General features: G+C 62.2%; 18 protein-coding genes. 9 read left to right on the forward strand and 9 right to left on the reverse strand.

Features of this window, described 5'->3' with window-relative positions; all coding sequences use genetic code 11:
* Window positions 1-100: 100 nt before the first annotated feature.
* From A9404_RS01395 to A9404_RS01405, 3 genes are all read right to left on the reverse strand, one after another.
* Complete coding sequence (locus A9404_RS01395) at window positions 101-1,054, reverse strand: aldo/keto reductase (protein WP_066102586.1); 954 nt, start codon at window positions 1,052-1,054, stop codon at window positions 101-103.
* A 242-nt stretch (window positions 1,055-1,296) separates the two neighbouring features.
* The gene (locus tag A9404_RS01400; RefSeq protein ID WP_066097988.1) at window positions 1,297-2,319 is read right to left on the reverse strand and encodes a zinc-binding alcohol dehydrogenase family protein; all 1,023 of its coding nucleotides are present in this window, start codon (window positions 2,317-2,319) and stop codon (window positions 1,297-1,299) included.
* 137 nt (window positions 2,320-2,456) lie between these two features.
* A complete protein-coding gene (locus A9404_RS01405; protein ID WP_066097990.1) occupies window positions 2,457-2,966 on the reverse strand; it encodes a hypothetical protein in 510 nt (169 codons plus the stop codon).
* A gap of 277 nt (window positions 2,967-3,243) precedes the next feature.
* Between A9404_RS01405 and A9404_RS01410 the strand changes: the two genes are divergently transcribed.
* Window positions 3,244-3,984: an SDR family oxidoreductase gene (locus A9404_RS01410; protein WP_066097992.1), complete on the forward strand. Its 741-nt coding sequence runs from the start codon at window positions 3,244-3,246 to the stop codon at window positions 3,982-3,984.
* 209 nt (window positions 3,985-4,193) lie between these two features.
* Here A9404_RS01410 and A9404_RS01415 read toward each other — a convergent pair whose 3' ends face one another.
* Entirely contained in the window at window positions 4,194-4,796 is a 603-nt protein-coding gene (locus A9404_RS01415; protein ID WP_066097994.1) for an acetate uptake transporter, read from the reverse strand.
* Between the two features lie 344 nt (window positions 4,797-5,140).
* On the opposite strand from A9404_RS01415, the gene A9404_RS01420 reads away from it, so the two are divergent.
* Complete coding sequence (locus A9404_RS01420; protein WP_197490389.1) at window positions 5,141-5,374, forward strand: hypothetical protein; 234 nt, start codon at window positions 5,141-5,143, stop codon at window positions 5,372-5,374.
* 30 nt (window positions 5,375-5,404) lie between these two features.
* Here the strand turns inward: A9404_RS01420 and A9404_RS01425 are convergent, their stop codons facing one another.
* The 3 genes from A9404_RS01425 to A9404_RS01435 form a co-directional block, all read right to left on the reverse strand.
* On the reverse strand, window positions 5,405-6,187 hold the full coding sequence (locus A9404_RS01425; protein ID WP_066097998.1) for an SDR family oxidoreductase: 783 nt from the start codon (window positions 6,185-6,187) through the stop codon (window positions 5,405-5,407).
* A gap of 284 nt (window positions 6,188-6,471) precedes the next feature.
* Window positions 6,472-6,798, reverse strand: a complete 327-nt coding sequence (locus tag A9404_RS01430) for a DUF6156 family protein (protein WP_066098000.1) — start codon at window positions 6,796-6,798, stop codon at window positions 6,472-6,474.
* Window positions 6,799-6,842: 44 nt separating this feature from the next.
* Window positions 6,843-8,468, reverse strand: coding sequence for a flavin monoamine oxidase family protein (locus tag A9404_RS01435; protein ID WP_066098002.1), 1,626 nt, complete (start codon window positions 8,466-8,468; stop codon window positions 6,843-6,845).
* A 311-nt stretch (window positions 8,469-8,779) separates the two neighbouring features.
* Between A9404_RS01435 and A9404_RS01440 the strand changes: the two genes are divergently transcribed.
* The 7 genes from A9404_RS01440 (at window position 8,780) to A9404_RS01470 (ending at window position 13,328) form a co-directional block, all read left to right on the forward strand.
* Window positions 8,780-9,181 carry a hypothetical protein gene (locus A9404_RS01440; RefSeq protein WP_066098004.1) on the forward strand — a complete coding sequence of 134 codons (402 nt, stop codon included), beginning with the start codon at window positions 8,780-8,782 and terminating at the stop codon, window positions 9,179-9,181.
* A gap of 90 nt (window positions 9,182-9,271) precedes the next feature.
* A complete protein-coding gene (locus A9404_RS01445) occupies window positions 9,272-9,553 on the forward strand; it encodes a hypothetical protein (protein WP_066098006.1) in 282 nt (93 codons plus the stop codon).
* A 115-nt stretch (window positions 9,554-9,668) separates the two neighbouring features.
* Window positions 9,669-11,258, forward strand: coding sequence for a protein adenylyltransferase SelO (locus A9404_RS01450; RefSeq protein WP_231880931.1), 1,590 nt, complete (start codon window positions 9,669-9,671; stop codon window positions 11,256-11,258).
* Window positions 11,259-11,319: 61 nt separating this feature from the next.
* A complete protein-coding gene (locus A9404_RS01455) occupies window positions 11,320-11,598 on the forward strand; it encodes a hypothetical protein (RefSeq protein ID WP_197490390.1) in 279 nt (92 codons plus the stop codon).
* A 70-nt stretch (window positions 11,599-11,668) separates the two neighbouring features.
* Window positions 11,669-12,364, forward strand: coding sequence for a fumarylacetoacetate hydrolase family protein (locus A9404_RS01460; protein WP_066098008.1), 696 nt, complete (start codon window positions 11,669-11,671; stop codon window positions 12,362-12,364).
* 166 nt (window positions 12,365-12,530) lie between these two features.
* Complete coding sequence (locus A9404_RS01465; protein ID WP_066098009.1) at window positions 12,531-12,980, forward strand: hypothetical protein; 450 nt, start codon at window positions 12,531-12,533, stop codon at window positions 12,978-12,980.
* 36 nt (window positions 12,981-13,016) lie between these two features.
* Entirely contained in the window at window positions 13,017-13,328 is a 312-nt protein-coding gene (locus A9404_RS01470) for a Rieske 2Fe-2S domain-containing protein (RefSeq protein WP_066098011.1), read from the forward strand.
* A gap of 33 nt (window positions 13,329-13,361) precedes the next feature.
* On the opposite strand, the gene A9404_RS01475 is transcribed toward A9404_RS01470, so the two are convergent.
* Both A9404_RS01475 and A9404_RS01480 read right to left on the reverse strand, forming a co-directional pair.
* A complete protein-coding gene (locus A9404_RS01475) occupies window positions 13,362-13,763 on the reverse strand; it encodes a hypothetical protein (protein ID WP_066098012.1) in 402 nt (133 codons plus the stop codon).
* A gap of 317 nt (window positions 13,764-14,080) precedes the next feature.
* Window positions 14,081-14,302, reverse strand: coding sequence for a hypothetical protein (locus tag A9404_RS01480; RefSeq protein WP_066098014.1), 222 nt, complete (start codon window positions 14,300-14,302; stop codon window positions 14,081-14,083).
* Window positions 14,303-14,360: the final 58 nt, after the last annotated feature.

The raw sequence follows: 14,360 nt of genomic DNA on the forward strand, positions 1-14,360 counted from the left end.
GTCTGACATAGTTGGCTTGAATCATGACGACCTGATGGCAGAGGGCGTACCGTTGATCACACATGAGTCGAAGACGGTCTTCTAAAGGTGAACTTTTGGTTTATTCGTCCCAGAGGTTTTCCTGAGTGTAGGGGCTGCCTTCCGGTGACCAGAAATCGCCGCTGACGTATCGACGGTGGCGATCCAGTGCCGCAATGGCCGCCATGTCGTCGGCGCTCAGAGGCAGCGACGCGGCTGCCAGATTTTCCTTCATGCGTGCCGCATGGACGGATTTCGGAATCACGACCGTATCCCGATGGATGGCCCAGCTGAGCAGCACCTGGGCCGGGGTGGCCTTCAGTCGTGCTGCGATTTCCAGAATCACCGGATCTTCCAGCAGGATGGGTTCGTCCTTCGCCTTGAGCGTGTCGGGACGGTCCTTGGAGCCGAGTGGCGAGTAGGCAGTCACGGCAATACCCTGATCCCGGCAATAGGCCAGCAATGCCGGCTGCTGCAGATAGGGATGCAGTTCGACCTGATTCATTTCTGGCTTGATGCGCGCCGTCGTCAGCAATGATTCGAGTTTGGCGATACTGAAGTTGGATACGCCGATATGCCGCGTCAGCCCCTTGTCCACCAAGGGCTCCATCGCACCCCAGGTCTTGGCAATGGGCTGATCGTCCAGACTGACGAGCTCGCTGCCGGACTCGGGGAACACCACGCCTTTGGCAAGGGCGACGGGCCAGTGGATGAGATACAGGTCCAGATAGTCCAGCTGCAGGTCATCAAGGGTTTTTTCCAATGCAGGCTGTACGTCTTCCGGCGCGTGGGCGTTGTTCCACAGCTTCGAGGTGATCCAGAGTTCCTTGCGGCGGACCACCCCAGCCTCGATACTTTCGCTCAGGGCCTGACCGATTTCGGGTTCGTTGCCATAAATCGCGGCACAGTCGATATGCCGGTAGCCGAGTTCCAGTGCCGTCTTGACCGCTTCGTAGACTTCGCCGGGCTCGGATTTCCACGTCCCCAGGCCCAAAATCGGCATCTGATCGCCCTGACTGAGTTGCTGCATCTTCATCGTCAAACCTCCCGGGATTGAATCGTTCAAGGTGAATGGTTTCGGCTGAATGTGCGTGTGTTCATGGGTGCCCTGATTCGGCACCGACCTCCTAATATGTAGTTCTGAATCCTATGGCATGCAACTAATTAGCTATCAAATGAATGGATGAAGCCCGTCGGATCTTTCTGTTTGGACGGCGCCGTGCGGTACCTGCCAGCGGGCGCGGGCAGGCGGATAGGGGGGGCGCTCAGGGGCAGGGATCAGTCGAAGCCTTCGAGCACGATTTTCCCGCGCGTCGTGGCGCTTTCGATCTGGGCATGGGCCCGTCGCAGGTTGGCGGCGTTGATACGGCCGAAATGCGCATTGACCGTGGTGCGGATCAGGCCGGCATCGACGAGGTCGGCCACTTCGTTCAGGAGGTGATGTTGCGCGATCATGTCGGTGGTCTCGTACAGGGCGCGCGTGAACATCAGTTCCCAATGCAGGGAAAGGCTCTTGCGCTTGAGTTGCAGTACGTCGATCTCGCTGGGGTCTGGATCATCGATCAGGGCGAATTTACCCTGGGGCGCGAGCACCTCGACGAGTTCCGCAAAATGCTGTCCCGTATGCGTCAGGCTGGCCACATGGGTCACCTGCTTCAGGCCGGCCTTTTCCAGCTCCGCGCTCAAGGGCCTGGTGTGGTCGAGGACATGGTGCGCGCCGAGGTCCCGGATCCAGTCTGCCGTTTCGGGGCGCGATGCGGTGCCGATGACGGTGAGTCCCGTCAGTCGGCGAGCGAGCTGGATCAGGATCGAACCGACGCCGCCGGCACCGCCTACTACGAGCAGGCTCTGATCTGTCTGCGGCTTGCCGGGCACTATGCCCAGGCGATCGAACAGGAGTTCCCAGGCCGTGATGCTGGTCAGGGGGAGGGCAGCGGCCTGGGCAAAATCCAGCGATTCGGGTTTCCGGCCGACGATGCGCTCGTCGACGAGATGCAGTTCGGCATTGGTGCCGGTCCGGGCGATCGAGCCGGCGTACCAGACCGCGTCACCGGGCTTGAACAGGCTAACCTCCGGCCCGACGGCCTCGACTACGCCGCAGGCATCCCAGCCGAGAATCTTGGCTTCGCCCGCCGGGGGCGCCGTCTTGCGGCGGATCTTGGTGTCCACGGGGTTGACCGATACCGCCTTGACGCGGACCCGCAGATCCCGGCCTTCCGGCTGGGGGGCGGGCAGTTCCAGGTCGATGAGGGCGTGTTCGTCGGTGATCGGCAGGGGGGTGTAATAGCCAACGGCTTTCATGGGTGTCCTCGATGATTCGTTTGTGAGTGATCGTGCAGTCGATGCCGGGTGTTTCGGGCAAGCTTAGATCATCGCCGGCGTTTTTTAAGCGCCGGTGCGCAGGGCGTTCGGCCGGGCCGGTTCTGAAGGAGGGCGGGTCAGGAGCGACGGACTTTCTGATCCTCGCTCTTCACCTCCGCCATGGCTTCGGGCTCCAGTTCCTCGGCATAGCGGTTGAGCCGGATGAAGACGCCCCAGGCGGCCAGAAGCACGCCGACACCGGCGATCAGGGCTGCGGCGTAAGGGAGTTGGTCGGGGGCCTCGTGAATGGCCTTGAAGCTCGCGACCAACCCTTCGATGGCCAGGGCGACGATGATGACCACGAAAAACCGCGAAAGGAACCGCCGCACGCGGGTGGGGGCGCTGATGTCCGCATCGCGGATCACTTCCTCTTCGGTGATGGTCTCGGCGATTTGCAGCGCCACCACGGCGGAGGACAACAGGCCGATGGCTTCGATGATCTGCTGGGCGGCGGCGGTGTCGACCCCTGACGAGAGGGCGAGGAGTCCGGTTCGGGCGGCAATGAAGACAAGCATGATCGCCGCACAGGCGAAGAACAGCGCAATCAGGGCGTGCAACAGTTGAAAAATGCGTGAAACGGTTTTCATCGTTCAGCCTCCCTTGATCTTGTTTGAATGGTTTTGTTAGCCGGATTGCTTTGGCCCTTAGGCATGGGTAAAGGTGTGCCAGGGCGATCGTGCCGGGGCGATCGTGCCGGGGCGTTTGTGTCAGGGTTCGTCTGTGAAAGGTCGGGTGTTCGTTTGCAGATTGAACTAGGCTACCCACATCGGCTCTGACGAGTCTAGACCATCGAAACTCACCACTTCGGCAATACCCATCGGTTCCGACCCAGGGTTTGTCGCTGACTGCTCAGGAGAATCTCTCATGTCGGATCGACCGAACAAGGTGGCACTGATTACCGGCGGGTCTCGCGGTATTGGTGCTGCGATTGCGGAACGCCTCGCCCGGGACGGGTTCACCGTCGTCATCAATTACGCCCGTCGGGGAGACGCGGCCGAGGCCCTGCTGGAGAAGATCCGTGAGTCGGGCGGACAGGGCATGGCTCTGCAGGCCGACGTTGCGGACCCGGCGGCCTTTGCGCGTCTCTTCGATACCGTGGAGGCCGAGTATGGCGGTCTGGATGTACTGGTGAACAATGCGGGGATGATCCACTACGCCAATCTCGTGGATTTCGACGACGCCACCTTCGACCGTTTGATGGCCGTCAATCTGAAAGGCACCTTCAACGGCATGCGTGAGGCCGCCCGACGGTTGCGCGATGGTGGTCGGATCGTGAACCTCTCCACGAGCGTCTTGGGCATGAAACTGCCCACCTATTCGGTTTATGCCGCGAGCAAGGCGGCGGTCGAGGCCATGACCAGCGTGCTGTCCAAGGAATTGCGTGGCCGGAATATCACCGTGAACGCCGTTTCGCCCGGACCGACGGCCACCGATCTCTTTCTGGAGGGCAAGTCGCAGGAGGTCGTCGACCGGCTCGCGATGATGTCCCCCCTGGAGCGGCTTGGTGCGCCGGAGGACATTGCGCGGGTCGTGTCCTTCCTCGCGGGGCCGGAAGGCGGTTGGATCAATGGACAGGTGGTGCGAGCCAATGGTGGGATTGTGTAGCCGGGATCGTCTTGGCGGGATCGGAACGGTGGGATCGGCTAGGCGAGCCCGTCTCGATGTGGCAGTGACAGGATGGGTTCCAGGCCATGAATGCCATGGGTGGGGCGGAGGAAATGAGTGGGCGCGTCAGGCGCGAGGCGGGGGCGCTGGGCCGGGCACCGCCCCGGAGAATCGGCGCGGTGCTTTAAGGTCAGGATGTCAACCTGGAATCAGATTGCGCCGAGCGGGGCGACTTCGCGCTTGAACATTTCGTTCCAGATCTGGCCCATGGCGGCATACATGGCAGAAAGACCACAGACGATACCGACATAACCAGCATAGGTCGCGATGGCCGCATGGCCGGTCAGCTCGGCGGCGGCCAGCATGAAGAACAGGATGACCAGGGTGGCGAACACCACCTGCAATGCCCGGCTGATGCGCAGCGTCGGTACGAACAGGATGGCTGTGAACACGCCCCACAGAGCCAGATAGGCACCGAGTGCATGGCCGTCGGTAGGCGCCACGCCGACATTCATCTTCGGCATCACGATCAGGCCGACCAGGGTCAACCAGAAGAAGCCGTAGGAAATGAACGCCACGGTGCCGAAGGTGTTGTGCTTCTTCCACTCCATGATGCCGGCGATGATCTGGGCGATGCCGCCGTAGAAAATGCCCATGGCGAGAATCATGGTATCCATGGCGATGAAGCCGGCATTGTGCAGGTTCAGCAGTACCGTGGTCATGCCGAAGGCCATGAGGCCGAGGGGGGCAGGATTCGCCGTGGTGTCGGCGATCTTGATGGTGTCTTGCCGGATCGTGTCTTGAGTTTGCATCGTACGGTTTCCTCTCTGTTGTGTTGATGCTTCGGCTTTCTATGAGCCGAAGTCATGACTAGCAATGCTAACAGCCAGTTCGGAGCGGCATTGTCCAGCCTTTTCCGACAAAGTCTAGTTTTTGAAACACCGATTACCGGACGCTGTCCCATCCTCGGAATCCGGGTGGTGCGTTTGTCCTGCTCACCACAAGTTGGGTGGGTTTTGTCGTGTTTGTGACAGGGAGAATCTGCTGAATCAATGGCTTACGCGGGCTTGATTCTTGCTTTTCCTCAGTTCGGCAAAAAGAACCATGGTGCGGATCATGGGACTCGAAAGAATGACGAATGCGGGGGGAGGTACGAATGAGCGGGTTTTTCATGGATTGGGACGGCAATTTGCGGAGCGTGGAAGATCCGGGCGGGGGCTATGTGTGCGAGGTGGATGTACCGGCGCGTTACGTGGCCGTCATGAAGGGGCCGATCCTGGCCCACGAGGCCACGCTGTACAAGACGCGGGCGGATGTCGAGAAGGCCGGCATCAAGGCCGAGCTGGTGCCGGGTACCCATCCCTGGGGCAGCAAGCGCGACGGTTTCTGAGTCCGCGGCTGCCCTGGTCGCCAGCGGCGATCAGGGGTAGTCCTGGCGCGTGGGCCGGACCATGATTTCGCTGACATGCACGTGCGGCGGTTGGTCCACCACGAACTGCACGGCGTTGGCGATGTCCTCGCCGTAGAGCAGGGGCCCCCAGTTGTCCTCGAACTTGCCGACCATGTCGTCGGCATAACCGGCGACGGCCTGGAAACCACTGATGACGATGCCCGGTTCGACCAGCGTCACGCGCACGCCCTTGGGGCCGATCTCGCGGCGCAATCCCTCGGCCAGCGAATGCACCGCGAACTTGGTGGAGCCGTACACGGCGCTGAACGGGGAGATGTGCTTGCCCACCACCGAACCGATCACCACGATGTCCGCCGGTTTCTGGGGGTAGTCGGTCGCCTGCTTCTCCACCATCACACGGGCTGCCTGCTGCATCAGGTTCAGGGCGCCGGAGAGGTTGATGCGCAGCACGTCCTCGAACTGGCCCAGATCGGCGTCCTTCACGGAACCGCCGAGGCCCCGGCCGGCATTGACGACCACGATGTCGGCCGACCGTCCGAAGGCATCCGCCGCGGTTTCGAACAGACGCTCGATGAGGGCGGCATCCCCCGCATCTCCGGCCACCCCGCGGAAGGTGGCGCCCAGTTCCCGTTCCAGTTCGGTCAGCTTGTCGGCGCTTCGGCCATTGCCGACGACGGCAATACCCTGCGCAACGAAGCTGCGGGCGATGGCTTCGCCGATGCCGGACGTGGCGCCGGTGACGATGGCGACGCGGGGATACGAAGGGGCTTGGCTGGCAGTGGGATCAGACATGGTGGTGCTCCTGGCGCGGTGGGGTGCGAGGGGGAGGGACATCATCGAACAGACCGGTCGGTTCCCGCGAGTGTGCAGGCCGCACGAACGTCAGTGACCGGCAGGAAGCCGCCTGGGTAGATCCGCCGTGACATCGATTGTCCATGACAATAGTAACGATTAGCCAGCTAATCAAGTCTGGCCGGAAGGTAGCACCCGTCCTCCGGTGCGTGACGGCTTGCTGTTCCGGCAACTCGAGTGGTTGCTGGCTTGTCCCCAGCTGGTAGCCGGGGGCGAGGCTCGGATCAGATGGCGATCATGCGCCCCTGTTCCGTGTACTGCATCACGTGGGTCTCGTTTTCCGCGTTCAGGATTTCGGCCCGTTTCAGGTTGCCGTTGTCGTGGTAATGGTACCGATGTTCCAGTTCGATTTCGCCGTACACGACCTTCTGGCAGAGGGTGACCCGACCCGCGTCGTCGTATTCGGCCAGAAAATAGGTGTTGCGGTTGGAAATGGCCCCGGGTTCCAGTTCATTGACGAGCTTCAGGGGTAGCTGGATACCGGTGTAGGTCATGTAGTAACGGCAGTTTTCCGGTGTGATCGGGCGCGTGGCGGTCGGCGGATTGGTCATGGGCGCGGGTCTCGTTGTCATGATGGCAGGGAATGGAACGGGGTTTAGCAGCGCGCGGTCGCTTCGATATCGGGGGACGGCTGGATCCGGGCACGCAGGATCTGGTTGGCATTCAGGGCGAATTCCCGCCAGGCCGCGATCAGATCCCGGTTGATGACCGCGAGATAATCCGCGTCCGGATCGTGTTCATCGCCGAAATTCGACAGGGCGCAGGAGCCCCGGTTGAATTCGACGGCCTCGGAGATCAGGTGGCGATTGAATCCGTCGAAGGCGGCCAGAATCACGGGCGTCAGTGCGGTGCGTCCGCGTTCGATGGCGATGCCGTTCATGTCGAGCGGGAGCGCGCTCAAACGGTCGAGCGCGGCGCTATAGCACTGTTCCACCGTGTCCAGCAGGGCACGCTGGGTCAGTTGATCCCGCTGCTGTTCCGACAGGTACCGGTTCAGATGTTGTCGGTAGTGCACCAGCGCGCCATCGCGCTGGGCCGCCACCCATGCCGAAAACGCCGCCAGAGCGTTTGCGTTGGATGCCGTCAGCAATGGGGCGGCTGCCGGACGGGTTTTGGCCAGAGTCCGCTGCACGCGGGCGGCAGCGTCCAGGGCGCCTTCCAGGTAGCCACCCCCATAGGCTGCGGTTTCGGAGCCGCCGAAATGCAGCTTGCCTTGCCACAGCTGCTGGCGAAGTCGCTGGTCGCCATACGCCGGGTGACTGTCGATCGGTGTGCGATCGGCGGCACTGCAGGTGAACGGTTCGCTGGCCCAGTCCTGAATGCAGGGGGTGCCCGAAGGTGTCCTGTCGCCGAAGATCTGGGTCAGCTGGCTCGACACGAGCATGTTCAGGCTGCTGACCGGGACGGATCGGCGAAACTCGGGCGTCAGGGCGAAAAAGCCGCTCAGGGCGGCCTGCGCGCCTGTGGCGTCACAGGCATCGTGCACTTCCCGCAGCGTCACGTGATCGTGGCTCACGAACGCATTGCCGGAATGGCCATCTGCGCGCCAGAAGGCCGAATCGAAAGCGATCACCACCTTGGCCTGATCCGCCATCCAGGTCGGGGTGTGCTGCATACAGGCGACGAGGTCCGGGTCGAGCGTGGGCGTGAATTGCGTCCGCTCGGCGAGCAACCGGGGCGGAATGGTCAGTACGACGCGCCGGGCCTGAATCCGGATCACGTCGTTATCGTGGCGGAAATGCAGGGCAACGTGATCGTCGCAGTCCTGAACGGCGATGAGTTCGTGTCCGAGATGAAGCGCGTCGTTCGGCAGCGATGCGGCCAGTGCACCGACGAGTGCGCCCATCCCGCCGACGAGCCGTTGGGCCCCGCCGTGCAATCGGCCCATGACAACGGTTTCCGCCGGTTTGTCGACTTCCTTGAGATGAAGCACGGTGCCATCGTCGTGTTGGGGAAAACTGGCCAGTGTGAGGTCGGCCACGAGTCGCGTCATGCGCGGCTGGATGTCCGGCCAGAACCAGGTGGGCCCCAGGTCGACGGCATGGCCGCCCTCGACACCGGCTTCCGTGACATTGGCATCCCCGGGGCAGGGGACCGACAGAATGCGGCCACCCAGCCGATCCCGAGCTTCATAGAGCGCAACATCCACACCCTGTTCCCTCAGGCCCCGGGTGAGTACCAGTCCGGAGAGTCCGCCGCCAACGATGGCCGTATCCAGCATGTGCCGTTCCTCGCATCTCGATAAGCAAATCCTTGGAAACGAAGCAAACACCGTGCCGTTCGCCCCGATTACCGGTCAAATCGTGGTTGTTTGGCGCGAAATGGGGTCTGGTGGGTTTTGCGGCCGGGCAGCATGTCCGGAACCGCACGGAATTTGTTGTCATCTTTGCGACAAATGCGTCGACTTGCCGGTTGTTTTGCGTGGCAAATCGCGACATGGCTCGGTTTGCGAGCGTTTGGCATGCCGATTGCTTCATCGATCGTCAAGCGGGGTAATCCACCGTTATTGATCCTCGAATCGGGAATTCGAACATGCGCCATGCCGTATCGTCCACCTCAAACACCGTCGTGTCCGTATCCGGGCTGTTGGCCCAGATCGAGCAGTCCTGCGAAGGGGTGATGATTCTCAGCGAGGGGTTGGTACGGGATGATTTGCTCCGCTCCCGGCTGACCCGTGCTGAAGTGGTTCGACAGGTCCGGCTGGCGGCCGACAGTGCCGCGCGGTTGTCGCAACAGACCCGAAAGGATCTGGCCGAACCGGACTGGAGCGGCTGGGCGTTGACGGCGCGACGGCTGGACGACACCGCCGCGTTGGCCGACGACGCCCTGTGGTTTGCCGTCACGGCCCTCGCGCCGGCGACGCTGATGTGGTTTCGGGTGTACCGGCAGAGTCAGCCACGGCTGTTTCTGTGCGAACCGGGCGGTGCCGGCTAGCCTGGTGCCATTGAAGGTTCGCAACAAGGGTTTCGCGGAGAGAATCCGATTCATGTCATCAATCGAACATCAATCGAAATGGAGCGTAACATGCTGATTACACTGACGCTGATGGGTAAAGACGCGCACCTGGTGGATGAAGAGGAGTTCGAGGATGGCCTGAAGGCTGCCATGAACGTGTTTGCCCGCCATAACGCCGATGCCAAGGCCTGTGCCGACGCGAACGACAAGTTGTTGCGCGACGAATTGCTGACCCGGGAAGAGGCGATGATGTGCGTCATCTGGGACGAGGCGGACACGGCCGCCTTCCAGGCCTCGACGCTGGGCTGGCTGCGTCGTGACGTCGATATCTATCTCGGTATCGAAGACTGAGCACAACGTCGGGTCCGGCAGGCGCAATGGCATGCGCAATGGGCGGTCGCGCGAAATCCCACGAAATCCCGCGAAACCCCTTGCGCCCAGCCGTCAATGAACTAGGGTTGTGAGCATGAACGACTGCGAAACAGCCCCGATGGCCGACATGATGACCGACCCCATAATCGACCGCATGACGTTTTCGACGAATGCGGATGCCGAAGCGAGGGCGCGCCCCCCGGCGCAGCACCCCGCCGACGTGCCGCTGGCGCCTCGCTATGCTGCGCTGGGCGGTGCCTATCACGTGACGGTGGCGCCGACGCCGCTGCCGTCGCCGACCCTGGTACATTTCAATGCGGGCCTCGCTGACGAATTGGGCCTTTCCGCCACGCAGGCATCGGATCTGACGGATATCCTGTCCGGCAACGCGTCCTGGCCGAACTACGCGCCACTGGCTTCCGTGTATGCCGGGCATCAGTTCGGCAACTGGAATCCGCAGCTGGGCGATGGCCGTGCCCTGATGATCGCCGAAATCCGGCGGCCCGACGGTACTCGCGCGGAGCTTCAGCTCAAGGGGGCCGGCCCGACGCCCTTCTCGCGCGGGGCGGACGGACGTGCCGTATTGCGTTCGTCCATCCGCGAGTACCTGTGCTCCGAGGCCATGCATGCGCTTGGCGTGCCGACCACGCGTTGCCTGAGTCTCGTGACCTCGCCGCAACCGGTGTTCCGCGAAACCGTGGAGCCCGCGGCCATCGTCTGCCGGGTGGCACCGAGTTTCGTTCGCTTCGGTCATTTCGAATGGTTCTACTCGCGGGGGCAGCACGATGCCCTGGCGCCGCTGGCGGATCACGTCATCGAGACGCATTTTCCCCATCTGGTCGGTCTGCCGGATCGTCATGCCGCCTGGCTGGGGGAAGTGATCGAGCGCACCGCACGGCTGATCGCCCATTGGCAGACCGTCGGCTTCTGCCATGGCGTGATGAACACGGACAATTTCTCGGCCCTCGGACTGACGCTGGATTACGGCCCCTTCGGCTTCATGGATGCCTTCCGGCAGCACCACGTCTGCAACCAGTCCGATTTCGAGGGGCGATACGCCTACGGCGCGCAGCCGGAAATCGGCCAGTGGAACTGTTCGCGCCTGTTGCAGGCCACCTTGCCCCTGCTTGGCGAAACCGAGGAAGAGGTCGGTGCGCGGGCCACCGAGCTTTATGGGCGGTACAGCGAGACGTTCTCCGTCACGGTGATGCGGCGCTGGGCCGACAAGCTCGGCCTGCGGGAAATCCGTCCCGGCGATGCGGATCTCGTGATTCGTCTGCTCACCCTGATGCAGCGCGGCAAGAGCGACTTCACCCGCAGCTTCCGCCATCTGGCACGGGTGCAGACAGACACGGACGGGCCCGCCATCGGCGTGCGCGAGGAGATGGCCGACCTCGCGGCCTTCGACGCCTGGGTCGCCGATTACCGGTCGCGCTTGCGGGCAGAGGGCAACACGAACGATGCCGAACGGGCGGAGCGGATGAACCGGGTCAATCCCAAATACATCCTGCGCAACCACCTGGCCCAGATGGCGATCGAGCGGGCGGAAGAGGGCGACTTCAGCGAAGTCGAACGGTTGATGACCGTGCTGGCGCGGCCCTTCGACGCACAACCCGAATTCGAGGGCTATGCTGCCGAACCCCCGCCCGATCAGCGCCGGATCGAGGTCAGTTGCTCGTCCTGACAGTTAACCGATTCCGGCGTGTGCCTGCCGCCGGGGTGAAACGGATGGAGGTCCGTCTTTCATGGCAAACGATGTGATCACGAACGACGAGTCGCAGACTTTCGTCATCGCCGAGATGAATACGGCGCGCTTCATGTTCCGCGGGGCGGGGCGCGATCGGGCTGCGGCGCGAGCGGCCGTGCTCAGGGCCTGGCAAACCCATCGGAACGTGCTGCTGTCGCTGTACCCGGATCGGACCGACAGCATCCCCGACGAAACGCAGATGGAGCAACACTTCACGATTTACTATCAGGAGTACGCCCTGGATGGCGGGTATCGTGACGGCCAGCGCCTGATCTGACCGCCATCCCGCACCTCATTCATTCCGAGCCCATGCCATTGTCCATTTCTGAACTGGAGAGAACCCATCCATGGATTACGCGTTTGCGCCTGCCCCTGTCGTCACCCTCGAAGCCATGTCGACACGCCCGTTCCCGGTCCGCCGGATCTTCTGCATCGGCCTGAACTATGCCGAGCACGTCCGGGAAATGGGCGGCGATCCAGGCAAGCAGGAACCCGTGTTCTTCATGAAGCCGGCCAACGCCATCATGCAGAACCATTCGATCCTGCCGTATCCGCCGCATACCCGGGATTTCCAGCCCGAGGTGGAGATGGTGGTGGCCCTGCACAAGGGCGGGCGCAACATTCCGGCCGATCGCGTCGATTACGACTACGTGTTCGGCTATGCCGTGGGGCTCGACATGACCCGGCGCGATCTGCAGCGGGTGGCGCGAGACACGCGGGGCCCCTGGGAAATGGCCAAGGCCTTCGACCATTCCGCCCCGTGCACGGCCATTACGCCGGAGTGCTTCTGCGGCAACATCGCGCGCGGCAAGATCGAACTCAAGGTGAACGGCGAAGTGCGCCAGAGCGGTGACATCAGCGACATGATCATGAGCGTGCCCGAGATCGTCAGCCACCTCTCCACCTACGTCGAACTGTTCCCCGGCGACCTCATCTTCACGGGCACGCCGCCCGGTGTCGGCCCGGTCGAAATCGGCGACGTGCTGGAAGCGACCGTGGCCGGCCTAGAACCCCTGATCGTGACTATCGGTTCGCCGGCCTGATCCGCCCATCACGCCCTGGTTAATCACTTCCCGGTTCATCACGCTCTGACTCATCACACTTTGACTCATCACGCTATGGCCCATCTTCCAATGCCCCCGCAGCGTCGAGTGCCATCCACCATCACCATCCACCACCATCCACGATCACTCAGGAACCCGCCAACTCATGAACGACACCACCATCCTCGAACGCAACCGCGTGATCCTGAGCCATTTCGACAGCTACAGCGCCAATCTCGTCTTTGCGCGCATCGACAGCAGCATCCTCTTGCCGGAAGCGCTGCCGGACGGTGCCAGTCCGGCCGACGCGCCGGCAGCTATCGATGAGATCCACGAACCCGCTGCGGTCATGAATGCCCTCACGGCCCGGCTGGGGCTCGATCCCGCGTTGATTGCCGGTGGAAAGCTTGCCGTAGATAGCGAATTCGGTGCCTGGATGGCGGGGACGGATGGTCCCATCCGAATCCATCTGGCCCGTTTCAGCACGCCCGATGCGCCACGCGATCTGGTGGAATCCCTGGGCGGCGTATTCATGCCGATCAGTACCCTGCGCGGCCTGCCCATGACCGAACTCAATCTGCTGCGACAGGTGTTCAACCTCATGCTGGGCAGCTGAGGCGCCCGTTCATCGCTTATCCCCGGAGGAGACATCATGGCATTTGAAACCGTCTGCAAGGCATCGTTGCTGTATGAAGGGGAACTCGTTCCCTGCATGGTCGGCGACAAGGAAATCGTCATCATGTGGGCCGATGGCGGCAAGCCCAAGGCCTACGAGGCCCGCTGCCCGCACGAGGATGTCTCGCTTGGCCGGGGCGACTTCAACGGCCGCATCCTCTACTGCATCGCCCATGGCTGGGTATTCGACGGCCGAACCGGCCAGGGCCTTCAGCCGACCGGCTGCGCCATGAAGGAATACCCCATGCGCATCGAGAACGGCATGGTACTGGTGGACGTCGCGGCCTGAATCAACGCCAGTGCCCCCAATCCACGCAGGCGGCTAGGGCACCTGCACCGGGGCGGGAATCGTCCGGAGGAACACCAGTTCGAATCCGGCAATATCGTCCCGGCGCTTGGCCGGTTCGATCTTGTTCACGATGCCCGTGAGGGAGGTGTCGCTGAACGCGACCAGAATGTCGTCGCCGATTTCCAGGCCGGTGTGCCCCGCCGGCCCCATCAGCAGCAGGAACTGGTGTCGCACCAGGGTATTGCTGGCAAAAGTGCGCTTGGCATCGCGCCGGTAAATGTGGATCCATTGCTTCTCCAAGATCTCCTGGCGATTGTCCAGGCTCATGTCGGCCATGCCCATGGATTCCAGCGCATCGGCGGCCATTTTTCGCTGGGCAGTGCCGATACCGGCCCATCGCAGAATATCTTCGGATTTTTCGGCAAAAATAATCATCTCGCGCCTCCTGTGCTGCCTGTTTTCAGGTCTAGGTTGTCGTGACCGGCATTTCCCGTGGGGCCTGCGGATACCAGGTCCAAGTCAGGGGGTATGCCCGGGGGATGCCCAGGTGTAAGCCCAGGTGTATGTCAGGGGTCATGCCTGCGACCAAGGATAACGAAGCCGCATCTCGAGCTATCTACGGTCGAATACCTACGGGCAAACACGTACGCCGTCGCAATACGCCGGAACGGGACGATCGAACAGGAGGATCGAATGCGGGTTAGAGCAAGGGGGCCGTAGAAAACGGCGAGTCAGGCCGCGTTAAGCGGGATTCAATCGAATAGGACGTCCGGGTTGAGTTCCTCGGGCGTCTGCCAGTCGATACCGAATCGTTCCTTCAGAATCTGCTTCTTGGCGGACCAGAACGGATAGCAATAGCCCATTCCGAACGAGATGCCGATGCTCGAAAGTTCGGCTTCCGCCGCCTGTTCGGCCTCGGCAATGATCGCGGCATAGCGGGGGTCGTCGTCGATGGGGTCGGCACGCAGGTCCATGGCGTGAAACTTTATGGTTTTATTCAGGAAACAATAGCATGTAAGATTTGGTTGTGTT

Origin of the sequence: Halothiobacillus diazotrophicus (genome assembly GCF_001663815.1) — a bacterium.
In the GTDB taxonomy this organism is placed as follows: Bacteria; Pseudomonadota; Gammaproteobacteria; order Halothiobacillales; family Halothiobacillaceae; genus Halothiobacillus; species Halothiobacillus diazotrophicus.

Bases quoted from the DNA above. Each gene is read 5' to 3' on its own strand.
- A9404_RS01465 (WP_066098009.1), top strand. From the start codon at position 12,531: ATGAACGACACCACCATCCTCGAACGCAACCGCGTGATCCTGAGCCAT.
- A9404_RS01480 (WP_066098014.1), bottom strand. From the start codon at position 14,302: ATGGACCTGCGTGCCGACCCCATCGACGACGACCCCCGCTATGCCGCG.
- A9404_RS01440 (WP_066098004.1), top strand. From the start codon at position 8,780: ATGCGCCATGCCGTATCGTCCACCTCAAACACCGTCGTGTCCGTATCC.
- A9404_RS01430 (WP_066098000.1), bottom strand. From the start codon at position 6,798: ATGACCAATCCGCCGACCGCCACGCGCCCGATCACACCGGAAAACTGC.
- A9404_RS01450 (WP_231880931.1), top strand. From the start codon at position 9,669: ATGAACGACTGCGAAACAGCCCCGATGGCCGACATGATGACCGACCCC.
- A9404_RS01420 (WP_197490389.1), top strand. From the start codon at position 5,141: ATGAGCGGGTTTTTCATGGATTGGGACGGCAATTTGCGGAGCGTGGAA.
- A9404_RS01425 (WP_066097998.1), bottom strand. From the start codon at position 6,187: ATGTCTGATCCCACTGCCAGCCAAGCCCCTTCGTATCCCCGCGTCGCC.
- A9404_RS01405 (WP_066097990.1), bottom strand. From the start codon at position 2,966: ATGAAAACCGTTTCACGCATTTTTCAACTGTTGCACGCCCTGATTGCG.
- A9404_RS01400 (WP_066097988.1), bottom strand. From the start codon at position 2,319: ATGAAAGCCGTTGGCTATTACACCCCCCTGCCGATCACCGACGAACAC.
- A9404_RS01470 (WP_066098011.1), top strand. From the start codon at position 13,017: ATGGCATTTGAAACCGTCTGCAAGGCATCGTTGCTGTATGAAGGGGAA.
- A9404_RS01475 (WP_066098012.1), bottom strand. From the start codon at position 13,763: ATGATTATTTTTGCCGAAAAATCCGAAGATATTCTGCGATGGGCCGGT.
- A9404_RS01460 (WP_066098008.1), top strand. From the start codon at position 11,669: ATGGATTACGCGTTTGCGCCTGCCCCTGTCGTCACCCTCGAAGCCATG.
- A9404_RS01445 (WP_066098006.1), top strand. From the start codon at position 9,272: ATGCTGATTACACTGACGCTGATGGGTAAAGACGCGCACCTGGTGGAT.
- A9404_RS01395 (WP_066102586.1), bottom strand. From the start codon at position 1,054: ATGAAGATGCAGCAACTCAGTCAGGGCGATCAGATGCCGATTTTGGGC.
- A9404_RS01415 (WP_066097994.1), bottom strand. From the start codon at position 4,796: ATGCAAACTCAAGACACGATCCGGCAAGACACCATCAAGATCGCCGAC.
- A9404_RS01435 (WP_066098002.1), bottom strand. From the start codon at position 8,468: ATGCTGGATACGGCCATCGTTGGCGGCGGACTCTCCGGACTGGTACTC.
- A9404_RS01410 (WP_066097992.1), top strand. From the start codon at position 3,244: ATGTCGGATCGACCGAACAAGGTGGCACTGATTACCGGCGGGTCTCGC.
- A9404_RS01455 (WP_197490390.1), top strand. From the start codon at position 11,320: ATGGCAAACGATGTGATCACGAACGACGAGTCGCAGACTTTCGTCATC.